Origin of the sequence: Curtobacterium sp. MCLR17_039, from assembly GCF_003234745.1 — a bacterium.
In the GTDB taxonomy this organism is placed as follows: domain Bacteria; phylum Actinomycetota; class Actinomycetes; order Actinomycetales; family Microbacteriaceae; genus Curtobacterium; species Curtobacterium flaccumfaciens.
In genome coordinates this window covers 101,039-116,356 of sequence record NZ_QKTF01000004.1, presented here as the reverse complement: position 1 = coordinate 116,356, position 15,318 = coordinate 101,039, and the positions used below count along the sequence as shown (strand labels likewise).

Here is a 15,318-nt window from a genome sequence, read left to right as displayed (position 1 = left end):
CGCCGACCGGGCGCGCGACGGTCGAGCCGACACCGTGGGTCATGTGGTCAGACCGCGCCGGCTGCGCCGCTCCTCGGGCACCGGCTCGATGACCGGGGTGTCGCCGTCGTAGTAGGCGTACTTGCCGTAGGACCCGCCACCGGCACCGCGCATCGGCAGCATCTGGCCGACCACTCCGAACGTGACCGCCTTGACCGCATCGAGCGCCCGGAGTGCTGCGACGACATCCGCCTTGCGGACCTTGCCGGCGGCGGCCACGAAGAGGATGCCGGCGACCGCGCTGAGCACGGCGGCATCGGCGACCAGCAGGACCGGCGGCGCATCGATCACGACGTAGTCGAAGTTGCGCTCCAGGTGTTCCACGGTCGCACGCATCGCAGCGGAGCCGAGCATCTCGCTCGGGTTCGGGGGGATGCGTCCGGACGGGAGCACCGAGAGCGCTTGCTCACCCCACGGCTGCAGGACGTCGGCGATCTCCGCACGTCCGATGAGCAGGTCCGTCAGCCCGGCGTTCCCCTCGATGCCGAGGTAGTCCGCCACACGGGGGCGCCGGAGGTCCGCATCGACGAGGACGACACTCGCTCCGGTCTCAGCAAGGGCGATGGCCAGGTTCGCCGCGACGTAACTCTTGCCCTCGCCCGGCCCGGAACTGGTCACCACGAACGAGCGGCCAGCGTCGCCGAGGCCGACGAACTGCAGACTCGTCCGGAGTCGACGGAAGGCTTCCGACCGCGGGCTCCTCGGGTCGGCGTGGACGATGAGGGGACGTTTCTGGGCGTCCGGATCGACGAAGATCCCGCCCAGGTAGGGGCGACGCGCGACTGCCTCGATCTGCTCCGCGGTCCGGACCCTCGTGTCCAGGTTCGTCCGGAGCACCGCGATCCCGACCCCGGTCACGAGACCCACCGCGAGGCCGATCGCGAGCATCAGCGGGATCCGTGGAGCACTCGGCGCGCTCGGTACGGTTGCCGGCGCGATCGTCTTCACGGCGATGAGGGACGGCCCGACGCTCGGTTTCTCGAGGTCCTCGGACACGACGCGTGCGAAGGACTCCCCGACGGCGTTCGCGATCGCTGCCGCACGCTTCGCGCTGGTGTCCGTCACGGAGACCTCGAGGAGCACGGTGTTGGCAGGGGACGAGGCGCTGACGAGCGGCGCGAGTTCGGCTGCCGTCATGCGCGGCTCCAGCTCGCGTCCGGCGCGATCGAGGACGATCGGGCTGTTCACGACGTCGACGTAGGTGGAGATCGCTTGTCGCGCGAAGCTCGTCCCCTGGTTCAGATCCGTACTGGCGGCGCCTTCTTGCGCACGGACGGAGACGTAGAGACGGGTCGCCGCGGTGTAGGCGGGTGTCGCCGCAGCAGCGAGCGCACCACCGCTGAGGATGCCGAGCAGCGCCGTCGCCGTGATGAGGAGCCAGCTCTTGCGCAGGATCCGGACGTACTCCTGAGCTTCCATCAGGCAACTCCTCGGTGGGCACCAGCGGGTTCGACCGTCTCGAACGGGAGCGGCTCGCGGAGCTGGTCGGTCGTGGTGACGCCCTCGCGCCAGTCGGCGATCCGTTGCACCCCGACCACGAGGCGCTGGCGGAGCGTGCTCGCCAGCGCCTGGGTCGCCGAGCGCTCGAGGGGGTCGAGCGCCCGGATCGCAGCATCGACGATCTGCTGCTTCGTCGAGCCAGGAACGACCGCAGGCCGTTCCCCCGTGACGCTGAGCCAGAAGTCGTCGCACTTCGAGGCGTAGGCGAGCGGCACCGTGGGGACGCCCAGGCCGACCGCGGCGACGGCACCGTGCAGTCGCTCGGTGAGCATGAGACTGCACCGGCTGATCTCCGAGGTCGTTGCGCGGACGTCGCCGTCGAACCGGTGGATCCGCGACGGGCGGTGCAGTTCGGACTGCAGGGTTCGACAGGCGGCGAGGTCGTTCGGGGACAGCGCGAACAACACGATCTCGGTGTCCGCTCCGGTCATCCCGCGCACCGCCGCTGCAACCGACCGCGGGTCGAACCGCGACACCGGATCAGCGCCGACGCTCACACCGACCGGGCCGTCGGCGTCGTGGACGTGTTCGATACCCGCCACGACCGGGTACAGCAGAGCGGGGTCGCCGACGACCGCAGGACGACCCCAGGCCCGCTCGCACTCCACCGCTGTGAGCGGACCGCGGACACCGAGCAAGATCGATCGGAGCTCCGACCAGCGCCGCCAGTCGTGCCCCTGCAGGCCCAGGGCGAACGTGTCGGTCGACTCAGCCGCCCCGGCTCCGAGTGCGACCACTGCGTCTGCGCGGTACACCCGAGCAGCATCTGCCACGTGCCGTGCCCAGTTCTGGAAGCCGAGCACCGTCCCGCCACCGAGGAGGAGCATCCGCTCGGTACGACCTCCGGTGCGGTACGAGTGGATCGCGCTCCGGACGTCGGCGAGTCGCTCCCGTCGAGTCACCGGCGAGACGGCGTCGATCCCGAGGGCGAGACGCCAGGTCTCGAGGAGGAGTTCATCGCCGTAGTTGCCGTGCCCCGTCCAGCCGAGGTAGACGACCTCGCGCGCTGCGGTTCGTGTGGTCATGTCATTAGTATATCACGTGCGATATCCATAGCACGCGCCCGATATCATCACGTATGTTTGTATTTTGCATGTAGAATTGCGACATGCCGACGCGACAGCAGCCCTTCCGTCTCATCCAGGGCCTGCGGTACGTCGCAGCCGCCCTCGTGGTGATCGTCCACGCGTGCTACTACTCGGCGGAGCGCTTCGACGAGCACACCCCGCAGCTCGACCGGATCGGCGGACTGGGCGTCTGGCTGTTCTTCGCGATCAGCGGTTTCGTGATGGTGCTCGTCGGCGACGACCTCGGTCAGGCGCCGGGGTCCTGGCACCGGTTCGCCCGGGCTCGGCTCGCGCGGGTCGTCCCGCTCTACTGGCTGATGACCACCATCAAGGTCGCCGCGGTGGTCCTGGCCGGCTCGTTGGTGGTCAACTCGGCCCTCAGCCCGGGCACGGTCCTCGCGTCGTACCTGTTCATCCCCGGTCACGATGAAGCCGGTGCCATCCATCCGCTCTGGGGCGTCGGGTGGACGCTGGTCTTCGAGATGGCGTTCTACGCGCTGATGACGCTCGCCCTGGCCATCCGGGTCGACCCGCTGGCACTCTGCGCACCGATCCTCACGATCGCGGCCGCCGCGTCACTCCTGCGCCCGGCCACCGGGTCAGCATGGTGGTTCTACGCCGATGACGTGACGCTCTACTTCCTCGCCGGGATGGTCATCGCCCGCGGGTGGCGAGCACGACGCCCGGCGCTGACCGTCTTGTCGCTCGGCGGCATCGCGGTCTGCATGGGCACATTGGCCTCGTTGCGCGTCGAACGCCTGGAGGTCTCGGCGGCCGTCGTCCCGCTCGTGATCTCCGCTGTCGTGTTCTCGGCGGTCTGGCTGGACGATCGGATCGGCCGGTTCGTGCCCCGCTGGGTGATGGCCGGCGGCGCTGCCTCGTACGCGCTGTACCTCGTCCATCCGCTCCTGGCGCCGGTGGTGCCCGCAGCACTCGCCGCCGTGGGCGCGTACTGGGTGCCGTGGTTCGTGGTCGTCACCATCACCGTCGGTGCCATGCTCGCCGTGGCGCCGCTCGCCCACCGCTTCGTCGACCGTCCGCTCACTCGCGGAGCCAGCCGCCTGCTGCTCCCCGGGGCTCGCTCCGGCCGTGGCCGCAGGTCCTCGAGCCGAGCAGTCGCGGGATCAGGACCTCTGGACGCAGTCCGTACCGCAAGTCGGGGGACGGTCCGCGGCGGCATGTCTTCAACATCTCACATCCCGGACGGCGCTGCTCCGGAAGGGTGACACCTGTGGAGAACTGCGGAGCTGGACGAGAGCACGCGACGAGACCCTCCGCGGGGAGACGGACCGCTGCCGGGTAGGGTCGTCCCGTGCGATGGAGTCGAGTGAACTGGCCCTCCGTTGGCTACGTCTCCCTCGAGGACTTCGACGGCCAGCGCGAACACGTGACCCGGCTGCTCGAGGACGCCCCGCCCACGATCGCCGCGCTCCTGACGGTCAAGTGGACGGACTCACGGATCGAACGCTGGGTCGTGGAGTCCGCCGACGCCGTCGTCGACCCGGACGCCGACGAGGACGACGTGACGACCCCCGTCGACCTGCCCGGCCACGGTGTGCCCGACCCGGTCGTCGTGCACGCCGACATCGTGGTCCGCAACGACGAGGTGCTCGACACCCCGAGCGGCCTGTGGCGCCGCTGGAACCACGCCAGGGTGTCGCTCCGGCTCCGGGACGCCGTCATCGACCCACCGGGTGTCGACGCCGCGGCACTGCTCGCCGGTGACGCGCACGTCGCCCGGGGCGAGCTCGAGTACCTGAACGAGCACGATGCCTGGGAGCTCCGCCTGCTGATCTCCCCCGTCGGTGAGGTCGCGATCCGGTTCCGGGGCGTCCGGGTGGCGATCCGGAGCGTCGCCGAGTCGGTGTACTCCGGCCTCGAGTCGCGTCCGGCACGCGGCTGGCACGGCCCGGTGCCGGACGGTTGGGTGGAGTGGGCGACCGAGGTGGTGCGCGCCGCGGCGTACGGCGACCTCGGCGGGTTGCACCTGGCCGACGACGCGAGCGACGTCGACGACGTCGACCCCCGCTGGGGCTTCGCCCCGCTGCACGCCGCCGCGTGGTTCGACCACCCCGAGATGCTCGAGGAACTCCTGCGCCGCGGAGCGACCCTGCAGCTGGAGGACACCGAGGGGCGGACGCCGCTGACGCTGGCGATCGACCGCGACGCGCGACGGGCGATCGACGTGCTGGTCGCAGCGGGCGCCGACCTGGAGGCCCGTGACGGCGACGGCAACACCCCGATCGTCCGCGCTGCGTGGGGCGGGCACGCCGCGATCGTGCGTGCCCTCGCCACCGCGGGTGCGGACACCAGGGCGCGCGGGTCACGGGGCGCGACGCTGCTGATCGCGGCCGTCGACTCCGGCGACCTCGACACGGTCCGGGTCGTGCTGTCGCTCGACGTCGACCGGGACGCCGCCGACGACGAGGGCTCGACCGCTGCGGACCGCGCGGAGCTGCTCCGCGAGACGGCCGTCGCCGACCTGCTCGCCGCCGCCTGAGCGCTGGCCGCACCACGGCCCGTGGGCCGACCGGTGCCGGACGTGACGAAGCGCGGCCGACGGGAGCAGGGCCTCCCGTCCGCCGCGCGCCTGCGGGTCGACCGTCCTAGACGGCGACCGACTCGAGGGCGTTCGCCTGTGCGACCCGCCCGTACCAGCGGGCGGAGTCCTTCGGCGTGCGCTCGAAGGTCTCGCGGTCCCACGCGATCAACCCGAAGGTCGGGCGGAAGCCGGAGGCCCACTCGTAGTTGTCGAGCAGCGACCAGTGCTGGTAGCCGAGGACCTCGATGCCGTCCTCGATGCAGCGGTGGATGCCCTCGAGAGCGCCCTGCGTGTACGCCTGCCGGCGGGGGTCGTCGGCGGTGGCGATGCCGTTCTCGGTGATCATCAGCGGGACACCACCGGAGAGCTCCCACGCGCTGCGGAGCCCATCGGCCGACGCCTCGGGGTAGAACTCCCAGCCCGTCAGGGTGGTCTCGACGTCGTCGGCGACGGGCAGGGGCCCGTCCGGACCGATGAACGTGCGGGTGTAGGCCTGCACGCCGAGGAAGTCGTCGCCGGCGGCGTTCTCGAGGTACCAGTCGTCGCGCGGGTAGCCGTACTCGCGGAGCATCGCGTCCGCGCCCGGCTCACCGTTGGACTTGAACGCCTGGGTCGCGACGGTCCAGCCTGACCGGAGGCCCGACACCTGTGACAGGACCTCGCGCGACCGCTTGTGGCTGGCCAGCAGGGCGTCTGCCACGCCGAGGTCCGGGTTCGGCAGGCCGAAGGCCACCAGGTTGGCCGCGTCCTCGCCGCCGGCGAGCATGGCCGCGATGTTCGGTTCGTTGATCGTGCAGACGTAGCGGACGCCGTCCTGCACCACGGGGAGCGCGGCCTCGGTGTAGCGGGCGAACAGGTCGGCGGCGTCGGGTGCGCGCCAGAAGCCGTCGCGTTCGAACCATCGCGGCACGGTGAAGTGCATGAGGGTGACGATCGGCTCGATGCCGAACTCGTGGCAGGCGTCGACCATGCGGCGGTAGTGGTCGACCTCGGCACGGCTGACGAACCCGCGCTCGGGCTCGATGCGGGCCCACTCGATGCTGAACCGGTAGGAGTTCAGCCCGAGCTCGGCCGCGATGCGGATGTCCTCGCGGTACCGGTGGTAGCTGTCCGCCGCGTCACCCGAGGGCTCGACGATGGTGGTGTCCGGCTCGTGCTCGTGCACCCACCAGTTGCTGTTGACGTTGTTGCCCTCGATCTGGTGGGCGGCGGTGGCGGCACCCCAGAGGAAGCCGTCGGGGAACTGCAGCGTGGAGATGATGGTGCCTTTCAGTGCTTGTTCGAGTCAGTGCTGGCTCAGGAATGCGTCGAAGACGGCGACCGTCCCGAGCGGGTTCTCGACCTGGGGACCGTGGTAGCTCGCGGGGATGACGACGTACTCGGCGCCGGTCTGCTCGGCCATCGCCCGCTGCCACGGGATCGGCCAGGCGTTGTCCCACTCGCCGTGGGCGACGAGGACCGGCAGGCCGGTCGCGCGCAGGGCGTCGGAGGCGTCGGTGTGGTCCTCGAGGATGTGGCCACCGGCGGCGACGCTGAGCGGGCTCGTCGCGTCGAAGCGGTCGCGCACCATGCGGACGTCATCGGGCAGCTCGTCGTCGGGCCGGTACGCCCAGAGCGGGTTCGTCGAGTCGAACAGCTGCCGGAGGTTCCCGCCGGTGTCGTGCAGGATCGTCAGCTCGGCGACCTTGCGGTACGGCCAGCCGTGCGGCCCGGAGCAGAACTGCACGACGTCGCGGAACGCCGTCGGGTCCTGGAGCGCGGCGGCCCGGACGATCACGCCGCCGAGCGAGTGCCCGATCAGGTGCACGGGGGCGCCGTCGTCGAGCAGGCGCGCGACCCGCACGACGTCGGCGGCTTCTTCGTCGAGGGAGTAGTCGCGGGGTTCGGTCGGTGCTGCCGAGTCGGCCTGACCGCGCCGGCTGATCGCGACCGCGGTCCACCCGGCGTCGCGGAGGACGGGCAGGAAGGTCCGCCAGTCCTCCTTCGAGCCGGTGTACCCGGGGACGATGAGCACGGTGCCCTTCGACACCCCCTCGGGCACGATCCGGTAGGCCGTGAGCCGCCCGACCGGGACGTCGATCCCGACGACGTCGACGCCGTCCGGGGTGGGCAGGTGTCCGAACGGCGGGACCGTCGGGAAGTCGTGCAGGTTCGTCATGCGCGCAGGGTCCTCCGCGGGTTGGGAACAGCGTCGAGGAGGGCGATCGTGTACGGGTCCTGCGGGTCCTGCAGCACCTGGGCGGTGTGACCCCGCTCGACCACGGCGCCCTCGTGGAGCACCATGATGTCGTCCGTGATGAGCCGCGCACTCAGCAGGTCGTGCGTGATGTAGAGGAGCGAGACGCCCCACTGCTCGCGGAGGTCCTCGAGCAGTGCGAGCACACCGGCGCGCAGCGTCACGTCGAGCATCGACACCGGCTCGTCGGCGATGATCACCTGCGGGTCGCTCGCCAGCGCCCGGGCGATCACCACGCGCTGCCGCTGCCCGCCGGAGAGCTGGTGCGGGAGCTTCTGCGCGAACTGCTCGACGGGGGTGAGCCCCACCGTCTCGAGCAGCTCGAGCACCCGGCGTCGGGCATCGCGGCCGGTCAGCCCGGTGTAGTTCGCGATCGGCCGGGACAGCGTGTACTCGACCGTGTGCAGCGGGTTGAGCGCCGAGTACGGGTCCTGGAACACCATCTGGACCTCGGAGCGGAGGTCCCGCAGGCCGCGCTTGCCGAGGCGGGCGACGTCGAGGTCCCCGAACCGGACGGTGCCGGTGGTCGGCTTCTCGACGCCGGTGAGCAGCTTCGCGATGGTCGACTTGCCCGAACCGGACTGGCCGACCAGGGCGAGCGACTGCCCGGGCTCCAGGGTGAACGACACGTCGCGCACGGCCTGCACCGGCTGCTCACCGCGGCGGGGAGCCGGGTAGGTCTTCACGATGTGGTCGACGACGATCGGGTTGCGGGCGGCACTGCGCTCGCGGGACCCGACGGTGCTGAACGACGAGGTCGTCTCCTGCCGCTTCTCGCCGGCCTCGGCTCGGAGCGAGCGGTCCGGGAAGCCCGGCAACGACACCACCTCGGCGCGGGGGTCGGCGTAGTGCGACAGGAGCATCTGCGTGTACTCGTCCTGCGGGTCGCGGAGGATCTCGCGGGAGCCGCCGTCCTCGACGATCCGGCCCTCGTGCATGACGAGGACGCGCTCGGTGGCCTCGAGGACGATGCCGAGGTCGTGGCTGATCAGGATCGCCGTGAAGCCCTCGGTGCGCTGCAGCTCGATGATCGTGTCCATCACGGCGTGCTGCACGAGGACGTCGAGCGCCGTCGTCGGCTCGTCGAACACCATCAGCTGCGGCTCGAGCGAGAGCGCCAGGGCGATGGAGACGCGCTGGCGCATGCCGCCGGAGAGCTCCCCGGGGAACCGGGCGAGCATCGAGGTCGGCAGCTTCACCTTCTCGATGAGCTCCTTCATCCGCGCGTCCCAGCGGTCGCGCGACACGTGGCCGTGCGCCTTGAAGACGTCGACGAAGTGGTTCCGGATGGTGCGCACCGGGTTGAGCGCGTTCATGCCGGACTGCAGCACCATGGCGAAGCCGCCCTGCCGCTGCTGGCGCAGGGCTTCGTCGTCGAGGTCGCGGATGTCCTTGCCCGCGAAGACGATGCTGCCGCCGTTCGTGCGCGCCGGCGGCTTCTGCAGCCGGGTCAGCGCGTAGCCGAGCGTCGACTTGCCGGAACCGGACTCGCCGACCAGGCCGACGAACTCGCCCTTCTGCAGCTGGAACGACACGTGGTCGACGGCCTGGACGGCGCCCTGGCCGGCCGACTCGTAGACGACCGACAGGTCGCGGACGTCGAGCAGGACGGAGGCGTCGCCCTGGACGGCACCACCGTCGGACTGGAGGCCCGTGGCGGCGCCGGTGGGCGCCTCCAGGCCGTCTGCCGGGTGCGTTTCTGGCAAGCCGCTCATGCGCGCTTCTCCTTACGGGGCCGTGCGCCGTCGCGCAGCCGCGGGTTGGACACGGCGTCGACGCCGAAGTTGATCAGGGTGAGGCTCATCGCGAGGAGCGCGATGCAGAGACCCGGCGCGAAGAGCAGGATCCACTGCCCGGTGAGCAGAGCATTCGAGTTCTGCGCCCAGTAAAGGATCGTGCCCCAGCTGACGATCGACGAGTCGCCGAGTCCGAGGAACTCGAGGCCCGCCTCGGCGAGGATGGCACTGGTGGCGGCCCCGAAGAAGCTGCCGACGATGAGGCTCGTCATGTTCGGCAGGATCTCGCGGAACACGATGCGGGTCGCACCCTCACCGGAGAACTGGGCGGCGGTGACGAAGTCCCGACCACGCAGCGACTGCGTCTGCGAGCGGAGCACGCGAGCGCCCCACGCCCAACCCGTCACGACGATGACCGCGATGATCACCGCGATGCCGCCGTTCTGCAGGTAGGCGGCGATGACGATCATCAGGGGCAGCCCCGGGATGACGAGGAACAGGTTCACGATGAACCCGATGACCTCGGCGATCCAGCCGCGGACGTAGCCCCAGCTGAGGCCGATCGCGACGGCGACGAGCGTGGACAGGATGCCCGCGACCGCGCCGACCATGACCGAGATGCGGGCGCCGTAGATGATCTGGGACAGGACGTCCTCGCCGGCGGCAGTGGTGCCCATCCAGTGGTCGGGCGTTGCGTCGGCGGACCGGGCGAAGCCGTTCTGGCTGGCGCCGTACGGGGCCAGGAGCGGGGCGAAGACCGCGACGAACACGAAGACGCCGAGGATGATGATGCCGATCCGGGCCTTCTTGTTCGACCAGACGACGCCGAACTGGCGGGCGGCGGCGCGCCACTTGGACGGCGCTGCTTGTTCTTCCGTGTCTTGCGTTCGCACGGCGATGGTTGCGTTGTTGGTCATCGACGCGTCCTCGGGTCCAGGACGCCGTACATGACGTCCACGATGAAGTTGGCGATGAGCACCGACACGGTGATCATCAGGAAGAGGGCCTGCATGAGCGGGTAGTCCTGCCCGATGACGGCGTTGAACAGCAGGTAGCCGATGCCCGGGTAGCCGAAGACCTGCTCGACCAGGACGGAACCGCCGACCACGCCACCGAGCGCCAGACCGAAGCCGGTCAGGTTCGGCAGGATCGCGTTGCGGGCCGCGTAGCGGATGGCCACGGTGCGTCCGCGCAGGCCGTTGGCCTCGGCGAAGGTCACGTAGTCGTCACCGAGGGTGTTGATCATCGCGTTGCGCATGCCGATGATCCAGCCGCCGAGGCTCGTCACCAGGATCGTGACCGCCGGCAGCACCGCGTGCTGCAGTGCGTCGCCGAAGAAGGCACCGTTGAGTCCGGGCGTCGTCGTCGCCGAGTAGGCACCCGTGGTCGGGAACCAGTGCAGCACGTAGCCGAGGAAGAACAGCAGCAGCAGGGCGGTCCAGAAGTACGGGAACGTCGACATGAAGCTGCCCGACAGAGTGGGGAGCGAGTCGAGCCACGTGCCGCGCTTCCACGCCGCCGCGACACCGATCAGGGTGCCGAGGACGAACGCCAGGATCGTGACGACCCCGACCAGGATCAGCGTGTACGGCAGGGCCTTCGACACGAGGTCACCGACGGGCTGCGGGTAGAACGTGTAGCTCGTCCCGAAGTCGAGGGTGATGACCTGGTGCAGGTAGCTGACGTACTGGTCCCAGAGGTTGCCGGTCGGCACCCCGAGCTGGGCCTCGATGGCCTTCTTGGTGGCGTCGGTGACCGGACCGTTCTGGCTGAGCTTCGCGAGTGCGGCGTCGGCCGGGCTGCCGGGCATCAGGCGCGGGAGCACGAAGTTCAGCGTGACCGCGGCCCAGAGGGTCAGGACGAAGAGGACGAGTTTCTGGAGGATGTACTTCACTTCTGGTCCTCCTGCTGCGCGGCGTTCTGCTCCTGCAGGATCTGCTTGCCGGCGGCGCTGTCGCGCAGACGGAGCTTGGTGAAGATGAGCAGCGGTGCCGAGTCGTAGTTCTGCGGTGCCATGTAGGGGTCCTTCGCACTCGGCCAGCCGACGAACTTGCCGGTGTTGAACAGGCCCCAGAGCCCGCCGTAGTACATGCCGATGACGGGGAGCTCGTCGTAGACGGTCTGCTGCAGCTGGTCGAGGATCTCCTGCTGCTTCGCGGTGTCCGTCGTCGCCTTGTACTCGTCGAGGAGCTTCTGGGTGTCGGCGTTCTTGTACCGCTCGTAGTTGTTGACGGTCGACTTGCCGACGGGCTGGTAGAACTCGCTGCTGAGCAGCGAGTTGAACGCCTGGTAGACGTCACCGTTGCCCATGCCGCCCATCGCCATGTCGAACGTGCCGTTGTTGATGTTCTGCTGGTACCCGGCGGGCTGCGGCGCCTGGATCGTCACCTTGATGCCGATGGCCGTCAGTTCGCGTCGGACCTCCTGCGCGGCACGGAGCCAGTCGGAGTAGCCGTTCGCGGTCATGATCGTGATCGCGAGCTGCTTGCCGTCCTTGACGACCTTGCCGCCCTGCACGCTGTAACCGGACTTCGCGAGGCTGGCGAGCGCCGCCTTCGTGTCCTGGGTGATCATGCCCTGGTCGGGGATGTCCGGGTTGAGGTAGCGCTCCTGGTTCGGCAGGATCAGGCCGGTCTGGCCCGCCGCCGACAGGTTGCCCTCGGACGCGGTCTCGGCGATGGCGTCACGGTCCAGCGCGAGCGAGATGCCCCGGCGGACGTTGACGTCGTTGTACGGCGCCTTCGTGAGGTTCGGGATGAGGCCGATCACACCGCCGGCCGGGAACCACCACTCGTTCGTCTTCGACGCGGCACCCCAGGTGCCCTTGACGTCGGAGATGAACGAGTACGCCCAGTCGTAGCCGCGGGTGACGGTGTCCAGCTGCGTGTTCGTCGCCGGCAGGATGAGGTGCTTGATGGCGATCTTGTCGGCCTGCCAGTACTTCGGGTTCTTGTCCATCGAGTACTGCTGGTCGGTGTAGTTGCCGAGGACGAACGGACCGGTGCCGACCGGGTTCGGGTCGCGCCAGGTCGTCGGGTCCTTCACGCCGCTCCAGTGGTCCTCGCCGAGGATGTACGTCTGGCCGATGATCGTCAGGCTCGGGACGTCCTCGCTCTTGAGGTGGAAGACGACGTGGTCGCCGTCCTGCTCGATGCGCTCGATGTGCTGCCAGGCGCCCTTGACGTCCATGGCGGGGAACTTCTTGAGCAGGTCGAAGGTGAAGACGACGTCCCTCGCGCTGAACGGCGACCCGTCGGACCACTCGACACCCGAGCGGATCGTCATGTCGATCGTCTTCGCGTCGGGCTGGCTCCACGCGCTGGCGAGCCACGGGTTGCGCTTGCCGTCGAGGGGGTTCACCTCGATGAGGGGCTCGTACATCCACTTGGAGGCCGTGCGGGCGTTCGCGATGTACGGGTTGAAGTTGCGGTCGAACAGCGGGTTGCCGCGGTCCGCGTTGATGAGCATCGTGTCCTTGCCGATGGTGGGATCGGGTTCGGAGCGGACCTGGATGCTGCAGCCGGTGGCCACGAGGGCCACTGCGGCGAGGCCGGCGATGGCCACGACGAGGCGGCCTCGGCGGCGGGGGCCTGGGTCACGCGTGCCGCGCGTGCGCTGTGGGGGAAGCGTCATTGCTCGGTCGACCTCCATGTCGAGTCGGTACGTGCTCAATGTATGCGCTTACATCGCGGCGTGCAAGCGCGGGTGTTGTTTCGCGGGGTGGCACCGTGCGAGGTGTCGTCGGCGCGGGGCGTCGCACGGTGCGAGGGGCGTCGCGCGTGGTGCGAGGTTCCGTCCGTGGTGCGAGGTCGCGAGGCTCGCACCGAACACGGAAGCTCGCACCACACGCCCCTCGCACGGTGCGAGCCGCCGCGCGCCTACAGCGCGGGCGGGCAGCTCTCGCGCAGCAGCACCTCGACGGGCAGGCGCACGGCGCGCGGCGGCCCCTCGCGGCGCTCCAGCCGGTCCACGATCGCCAGGACGGCAGCACGGCCGAGCGCCCCCATCGGCTGGTGCACGGTCGTCAGGCGCGGCGACGAGAACCGACCGGCGTCGATGCCGTCGAACCCGGTCACGACGAGGTCCTCGGGCACGCGGAGCCCCCGGGCAGCGGCGGCGTCGAGCACCCCGAGCGCGGACTGGTCGTTCGAGCAGACGACGGCGCGCGGGACGTCGTCGGCCAGCAGCGACACCGCGAGCTCCCGCGCCCGAGCCCGCCCGAAGTCGCCGTGCACGGTGCGCACCGTCGAGGCCGGCACCCCGTGGTCGGCCAGCGCCGCGCGGAACCCCGCCGAGCGCTCCATGTCGTCGGGCGAGTCGATGGGCCCCGCGACGTACGCGAGGGACCGGATCCCCAGGCGCCCGATCACGTGTGACGCCAGGGTCCGCATGCCCGCGGCGTTGTCCACGCTCACCGAGTCGAACCCGTGCGAGCGCCGGTCGTCGGCGAGCACCACCACCGGGATGCGTCGGGCGACGTGCTCGAGCAGGTCGTCGGGCACGGTCTGTGCCAGCACGGCCAGCCCGTCGACCCGGCCGGCGACGTCGTTCACGATGACGTCGCGCGACGACCCCCGCCCGGCGGCGACCATGAGCGCGAGCCCCCGCTGCCAGGCCTCGGTCTCGGCACCGCGCAGGACCTCGTCGAAGTACAGGTTGGACGAGAACGGCTGCGTCACGTGCCGCCGGTCGTCGACCACGCGGACGCCGCCGTCGGTGACCAGGTCCGGCCGCTCGTCGGGCACCACGTCGAACCCGGGCAACAGCAGTCCGACGACGCCGGTGCGCTTGCCGGCGAGGGCCCGGGCGTTGCCGGACGGGACGTACCCGAGGCTCCGGATCGCCGCCTGCACGCGGTCCCGGGTACCCTCGCGGACGGCGTCGGGCGTGCGGAGCACGCGCGAGACGGTGGCGATGGAGACGCCGGCTGCAGACGCGACGTCGTAGACCGTGGGAGGTGCGGTGCGCTGGTCGGCCAACCCGTGCCTCCCCTTCGACGTCCGCTGGTGCCGCGCCTCGCGCTGTGCGGCCGGACCATCCTAGGCATGCCGTGTCCCGGGAGTTCTCCACACGGTGCCGGAAACGCTTGCGGGACCGCGGGGGTCGCGCGACACTGTTCCGACCTCAGTACGTCCCGTGAGGAAGCGCACCAGCGGGCCGCGTGCCCGCACCGATCAGGTTGCCCACACGCAGGGGAAGGACACGACATGTCACAGTCGACACGTTCCGGGAGCAAGCTCGCACTCCGCGCGAGCCACGACGAGGCCGAGGTGCGCGACGCGCTGCTCGAACGCACGGATTCGATCCGCACGTTCGACGATCTCGACGCGCCGCAGGAGACGACGGACCTGCGCTAGCGGCCCACGCCCGGCCTCCCCCGGACACGGCCAGGAGGCCCGGACAGGCGCCCGCAGACCACTCACGTCCGCGGACACTCAGCCCTCGGTCGCGCCCACGATCGTCATGCCCGCCCCGCGCAGGCGTCGGCGCTCCTGCGCGATCCAGCTGAGCAGCCGGTCGTTCGTACCGGCGACGTGGGCGGCCACGAGTTCCGCTGCGCGGTCCGCGTCGCCGTCGCGCACGGCGTCGATGATGGCGCTGTGTTCGTCCCACGCGGCGTCGCGCGCCTCGGGCGTGCGGACCTCGATCCAACGCGTGCGCTCGAGCCGCGTCAGGGCGTCGGCGATGGCGTCGGTGACGAACCGGTTGCCCCCGAGCGAGGCGAGGTCGAGGTGGAACGTCGACCCCATCCGGATGCCGGCCTGCTGGTCGGGGGTGGGCCGGAGCGCGTCGAGGTGCCCGCGGACCTCGGCCAGCTGCTCGGGGGTGGCACGCTGGACGGCCAACCGGACGGCAGCGGGCTCGAGGATGCCGCGGAGTTCGGCGAGCGAGGCGATCTCGTCGAGGTCGATCGGGGTGACCGTCCACGAACGGCCCTCGTGCAGGATGAGTCCCTCGCGCTCGAGCCGCGACAGTGCGGCGCGGACCGGCGTGCGCGAGGCGTGGAACCGTGCCTCGAGCCCCCGCTCCGAGATGCGCTCCCCCGGTGCGATGTCGAGGGTCAGGATGGCCGCGCGCAGGTTGTCGTAGAGCTGGGCCGTCTGCGACACGGGCGCGGCGTCGGTCGTGTCGGTCACGGCGGACAAGCCTAGCGGCGTGACGGCGGGAATGGTATACCGTTCTGGTATACCAATCTGT

General features: G+C 70.4%; 13 protein-coding genes. 3 read left to right on the top strand and 10 right to left on the bottom strand.

Annotated elements, in window-relative coordinates:
* Positions 1-39 precede the first annotated feature (39 nt).
* Both DEJ00_RS06200 and DEJ00_RS06195 read right to left on the bottom strand, forming a co-directional pair.
* A complete protein-coding gene (locus tag DEJ00_RS06200; RefSeq protein WP_111056738.1) occupies positions 40-1,458 on the bottom strand; it encodes a polysaccharide biosynthesis tyrosine autokinase in 1,419 nt (472 codons plus the stop codon).
* Complete coding sequence (locus DEJ00_RS06195; protein ID WP_111056737.1) at positions 1,458-2,564, bottom strand: polysaccharide pyruvyl transferase family protein; 1,107 nt, start codon at positions 2,562-2,564, stop codon at positions 1,458-1,460. Before DEJ00_RS06195 ends, DEJ00_RS06200 begins: the two co-directional genes overlap by 1 nt.
* 83 nt (positions 2,565-2,647) lie before the next feature.
* On the opposite strand from DEJ00_RS06195, the gene DEJ00_RS06190 reads away from it, so the two are divergent.
* Together DEJ00_RS06190 and DEJ00_RS06185 are read left to right on the top strand one after the other, a co-directional pair.
* Entirely contained in the window at positions 2,648-3,832 is a 1,185-nt protein-coding gene (locus DEJ00_RS06190) for an acyltransferase (RefSeq protein WP_111056736.1), read from the top strand.
* A gap of 86 nt (positions 3,833-3,918) precedes the next feature.
* On the top strand, positions 3,919-5,106 hold the full coding sequence (locus DEJ00_RS06185; protein WP_146247879.1) for an ankyrin repeat domain-containing protein: 1,188 nt from the start codon (positions 3,919-3,921) through the stop codon (positions 5,104-5,106).
* 106 nt (positions 5,107-5,212) lie between these two features.
* Here the strand turns inward: DEJ00_RS06185 and DEJ00_RS06180 are convergent, their stop codons facing one another.
* From DEJ00_RS06180 to DEJ00_RS06150, 7 genes are all read right to left on the bottom strand, one after another.
* On the bottom strand, positions 5,213-6,409 hold the full coding sequence (locus tag DEJ00_RS06180) for a glycoside hydrolase family 1 protein (RefSeq protein WP_111056734.1): 1,197 nt from the start codon (positions 6,407-6,409) through the stop codon (positions 5,213-5,215).
* A gap of 24 nt (positions 6,410-6,433) precedes the next feature.
* A complete protein-coding gene (locus DEJ00_RS06175) occupies positions 6,434-7,306 on the bottom strand; it encodes an alpha/beta fold hydrolase (RefSeq protein WP_111056733.1) in 873 nt (290 codons plus the stop codon).
* Positions 7,303-9,099, bottom strand: a complete 1,797-nt coding sequence (locus DEJ00_RS06170) for an ABC transporter ATP-binding protein (protein ID WP_111056732.1) — start codon at positions 9,097-9,099, stop codon at positions 7,303-7,305. The genes DEJ00_RS06175 and DEJ00_RS06170 overlap by 4 nt, the downstream gene beginning before the upstream one ends.
* Positions 9,096-10,037, bottom strand: coding sequence for an ABC transporter permease (locus DEJ00_RS06165; protein ID WP_110858726.1), 942 nt, complete (start codon positions 10,035-10,037; stop codon positions 9,096-9,098). The genes DEJ00_RS06170 and DEJ00_RS06165 overlap by 4 nt, the downstream gene beginning before the upstream one ends.
* A complete protein-coding gene (locus DEJ00_RS06160; RefSeq protein ID WP_017886395.1) occupies positions 10,034-11,014 on the bottom strand; it encodes an ABC transporter permease in 981 nt (326 codons plus the stop codon). The genes DEJ00_RS06165 and DEJ00_RS06160 overlap by 4 nt, the downstream gene beginning before the upstream one ends.
* Complete coding sequence (locus DEJ00_RS06155) at positions 11,011-12,684, bottom strand: ABC transporter substrate-binding protein (protein WP_258373560.1); 1,674 nt, start codon at positions 12,682-12,684, stop codon at positions 11,011-11,013. The genes DEJ00_RS06160 and DEJ00_RS06155 overlap by 4 nt, the downstream gene beginning before the upstream one ends.
* Before the next feature lie 314 nt (positions 12,685-12,998).
* Entirely contained in the window at positions 12,999-14,099 is a 1,101-nt protein-coding gene (locus DEJ00_RS06150) for a LacI family DNA-binding transcriptional regulator (RefSeq protein ID WP_071246163.1), read from the bottom strand.
* A gap of 228 nt (positions 14,100-14,327) precedes the next feature.
* Here DEJ00_RS06150 and DEJ00_RS18455 point away from each other — a divergent pair, with 228 nt between their 5' ends.
* Positions 14,328-14,477 (top strand): hypothetical protein, encoded by a 150-nt coding sequence (locus DEJ00_RS18455; RefSeq protein WP_155896754.1) that lies wholly within the window; start codon positions 14,328-14,330, stop codon positions 14,475-14,477.
* A gap of 78 nt (positions 14,478-14,555) precedes the next feature.
* On the opposite strand, the gene DEJ00_RS06145 is transcribed toward DEJ00_RS18455, so the two are convergent.
* On the bottom strand, positions 14,556-15,257 hold the full coding sequence (locus DEJ00_RS06145; RefSeq protein ID WP_258373559.1) for a GntR family transcriptional regulator: 702 nt from the start codon (positions 15,255-15,257) through the stop codon (positions 14,556-14,558).
* Positions 15,258-15,318 lie beyond the last annotated feature (61 nt).

Excerpts from the sequence above, each read along its gene's own strand:
- DEJ00_RS06200 (WP_111056738.1), bottom strand. The coding sequence starts at position 1,458 with ATGGAAGCTCAGGAGTACGTCCGGATCCTGCGCAAGAGCTGGCTCCTC.
- DEJ00_RS06195 (WP_111056737.1), bottom strand. The coding sequence starts at position 2,564 with ATGACCACACGAACCGCAGCGCGCGAGGTCGTCTACCTCGGCTGGACG.
- DEJ00_RS06190 (WP_111056736.1), top strand. The coding sequence starts at position 2,648 with ATGCCGACGCGACAGCAGCCCTTCCGTCTCATCCAGGGCCTGCGGTAC.
- DEJ00_RS06175 (WP_111056733.1), bottom strand. The coding sequence starts at position 7,306 with ATGACGAACCTGCACGACTTCCCGACGGTCCCGCCGTTCGGACACCTG.
- DEJ00_RS06170 (WP_111056732.1), bottom strand. The coding sequence starts at position 9,099 with ATGAGCGGCTTGCCAGAAACGCACCCGGCAGACGGCCTGGAGGCGCCC.
- DEJ00_RS06165 (WP_110858726.1), bottom strand. The coding sequence starts at position 10,037 with ATGACCAACAACGCAACCATCGCCGTGCGAACGCAAGACACGGAAGAA.
- DEJ00_RS18455 (WP_155896754.1), top strand. The coding sequence starts at position 14,328 with ATGTCACAGTCGACACGTTCCGGGAGCAAGCTCGCACTCCGCGCGAGC.